Source organism: Mesorhizobium sp. M0244 (genome assembly GCF_040321795.1).
Taxonomy (GTDB): domain Bacteria; phylum Pseudomonadota; class Alphaproteobacteria; order Rhizobiales; family Rhizobiaceae; genus Mesorhizobium.
In genome coordinates this window covers 1-2,815 of the sequence record NZ_JAMYSE010000186.1, presented here as the reverse complement: position 1 = coordinate 2,815, position 2,815 = coordinate 1, and the positions used below count along the sequence as shown (strand labels likewise).

Annotated in this window: 2 protein-coding genes and 3 pseudogenes; 3 read left to right on the top strand and 2 right to left on the bottom strand. The window is 61.1% G+C overall.

Annotated elements, in window-relative coordinates; translation table 11 throughout:
• Both NKJ08_RS38370 and NKJ08_RS38365 read left to right on the top strand, forming a co-directional pair.
• Positions 1-202, top strand: a pseudogene (locus tag NKJ08_RS38370) (transposase); the annotation flags it as partial.
• A gap of 168 nt (positions 203-370) precedes the next feature.
• A pseudogene (locus NKJ08_RS38365) lies at positions 371-535 on the top strand (LysR family transcriptional regulator); the annotation flags it as partial.
• Here NKJ08_RS38365 and NKJ08_RS38360 read toward each other — a convergent pair.
• Complete coding sequence (locus tag NKJ08_RS38360) at positions 522-1,727, bottom strand: beta-ketoacyl-[acyl-carrier-protein] synthase family protein (RefSeq protein ID WP_352786341.1); 1,206 nt, start codon at positions 1,725-1,727, stop codon at positions 522-524. The pseudogene NKJ08_RS38365 and the gene NKJ08_RS38360 overlap by 14 nt on opposite strands.
• Positions 1,728-2,003: an acyl carrier protein gene (locus tag NKJ08_RS38355; RefSeq protein ID WP_023679611.1), complete on the bottom strand. Its 276-nt coding sequence runs from the start codon at positions 2,001-2,003 to the stop codon at positions 1,728-1,730. It lies immediately after the preceding gene.
• A 575-nt stretch (positions 2,004-2,578) separates the two neighbouring features.
• Between NKJ08_RS38355 and NKJ08_RS38350 the strand changes: the two are divergent.
• Positions 2,579-2,680 (top strand): annotated as a pseudogene (locus NKJ08_RS38350) (LysR family transcriptional regulator); the annotation flags it as partial.
• Positions 2,681-2,815: the final 135 nt, after the last annotated feature.

The following is a 2,815-nucleotide window of genomic DNA, read 5'->3' as shown; positions in this document are numbered from 1 at the left end:
GCTCCGCGGCGATAGCCATTATTGCAACCCGCAGGTCATCGACTGGTGCCGCGCCAACGACGTCGACTTCATCTTTGGCCTCGCGCCCACCACGACCCTGCGCAAGCATGTCGCGGATCTGGAGGCCAGCACGACGGCGCGCTTCGAAGCGTCGGCCAAGACAGGCAAGGTCCGCAGGTTCAAGGAGTTCGTTGACGGCGCCCGCGGCGCGGCCGGGCCGGCAGCACTCAGGCGACTATAACGGGCGCAGAGCCGACCCTGCCGCTTCCAGACATTGTCGTGTACAGCTTCAGACCCTCAAGCCGAGCCCGCAGGGCCTCGCTTACCTTTTACGGGGCGGCGGTACGTCCAAGCCGCTTCAACAGTTAAGAATTTCGCAAAGACGATACCCCCGGATCGTCGAGCTTCCGCTGCCACTTCCCGCATTCGCCGAGGCGGTCAATGACCCGCCCTTCACAATAGTTATCCGGCAAGCATCTGGATGCGAGAGATAATGTTGCCGGAGGCATCTCTCATGGCTTCTACAGCTGCCTGAACGCCAGAACCGCGTTCGTGCCGCCAAAGGCGAAGGAGTTGCTCAGTGCCACGCGCACCTTGCGCTCGCGTGCCACATTGGGCGTGACGTCGAGATCGCAATCGGGGTCCAGCTCACGATAATTGGCAGTCGGCGGCACGACGCTCTCGCGGATAGCCATCACGCAGGCGATCAACTCGAGCGCGCCGGACGCGCCGAGGCAATGCGCGTGCATGGACTTGGTAGAAGAAATGGACATTGAGAAGGCGTGCTGACCGAAGACGCGCTTGATCGCCGCCGTCTCGATCTGGTCGTTGGCCTTGGTGCCGGTGCCGTGCGCGTTGAGATAGTCGACATCCTCGGCGTCCAGCCTGGCATCGGCAAGGCAGGCCCGCATTGCTGCCTCCGGCCCCTCGACAGTCGGCGCGACGATGTCGGACGCATCGGCGGAAAGGCCGGCACCGGCAATTTCGGCAAGGATGGTGGCGCCCCGAGCCAGGGCATGCTCGTAGCTTTCCAGCACCGCCATGCCGGCGCCTTCACCAAGCGACAGGCCCTGGCGATCGGCCGAGAATGGCCGGCAAGTATCGGGCGAAAGCACGCGGATCGCTTCCCATGCCTTCAGCACACCCCATATGAGCGGCGCTTCGCTGCCGCCGGCAAGCATCACGTCGGCCCGGCCGAGCCTGATCTGGTCCACCGCGCAGGCAATCGCATGGTTTGCCGAGGAACAGGCGGACGTGACGCCGAAGACCGGCCCGCGCAGGCCGAGACTCATGCTCACCTGGCCGGCAGCGGCACCCGGCATCGCCTTGGGTACAGTCAAGAGAGCGGCACGCTTACCGCCCAGAAGGATGGCGCGGTAAGTTTGCTCGATCGCATCCCACCCGCAGCCGCCAACGCCCACCGTCGCACCGAAGCGATAGCTATTTCCCTCTTTGGAGGAAAGTCCGGCCTGACGCATGGCTTCGCGCGCCGCAAGCACAGCGAGCAGGCTGAAGCGGTCCATGGAGATGAGTTGCTTGCCGTCGATGTCATGCTCCGGCAGCGCCTTGATCTCGGCACCGATCCTGACCCTCAATTCATGGAGCTCGGAGTTGACGATTGGGCCGATGGCGGAGCGGCCTTCTCGCATCTCTGTCCAAATGGCGGCGGCGTTGGTCCCAAGCCCGCAAATCCCGCCAATCCCAGTAATCACGACGCGCCTGTCCATTCACACCCCCTTAGCGAGCAAGCTGCGCACGGCTTCCACCATGTCCCCAACATTCTGGAGATCCGACCATGCCTCGGCCGTATTCATCTCGATCTCGATGCCGTAGGCCTGCTCCAGGTCCCAGAGAACGTCCGCCAATCCCAGTGAATCGATACCGAGCGAAGTCAGTCCCGTGGCAGCCGTTATCTCGCCGCCTGTGGCAGGCGCTATGCCGCCCTCCGACGCGGCGCGCTTCTTGATCATGGCGATTATTTCGTTGGCGAGTTGATCTGCCATCTTGTTCCTTTCCAGCTTGCGTTTTCGGCGTCGTTCAAAACCCGAGTCGCGTCGCGTTGCCAAAATTGCCCCTCATAGAGCCTGTGCGACCGACCAAGCCCAATGCCCATAGGAACCGGACGAGTTCCGGCTTCTGCGGCGTCAGCCCGATGACGAAGAAAAGTCGCCGGCCTCCCGCTTTTGCGCCAGCACATCAAGAATCTGCGTGTAAATGGATAGGAACCGTCGTCAAACGTCAGCTAAACGCTGCGACGGTGGGTGCTGTCAGCGTATTCACTCGGCACCTCATATGTAATCGAGATGTTTCATAGCTCCGGACCAGTTGCGATCAACTATTGTACCGGTCCGCCATTCGTCGGAGAGTTCGACATGATCGGAGCGCTGCCTCTCATTCCCAGTACAATCTCCACCGCACGCGACAGATTTCCTCTTTCGGGCTCTTCTCAAGGGACTCGCCACGCGATAGAGGCAGTGATCGGCGCACGTGAGGTCCTGCCAAGTCCATGCGACATTCCGGAAAATTGGTAAAATCGTTTGTTTCAATCAAATGCATCCACGCTATGGATAGCTAAGACATGCGTTTCAAAGGGCTCGATCTGAATCTTCTCGTCGTTCTCGACGCGCTGCTGACCGAGCGCGGCCTCACGGCGGCGGCACGCCGCATCAACCTAACCAAATTCATGGGGGTTGGTGGATGTGGGGCAAGCCGTTGAAATGACGTAGGATTTGGTTGCTTAAGCCGATCCGAACCATTTCCCGGAGACCACACCCACCATGAACGATCTTGCGCTGCCGCTGAGCGGTTTGTCATC

What these genes read in the sequence shown, in the direction of transcription:
- NKJ08_RS38360 (WP_352786341.1), bottom strand. Translation starts at nt 1,727, where the DNA reads ATGGACAGGCGCGTCGTGATTACTGGGATTGGCGGGATTTGCGGGCTT.
- NKJ08_RS38355 (WP_023679611.1), bottom strand. Translation starts at nt 2,003, where the DNA reads ATGGCAGATCAACTCGCCAACGAAATAATCGCCATGATCAAGAAGCGC.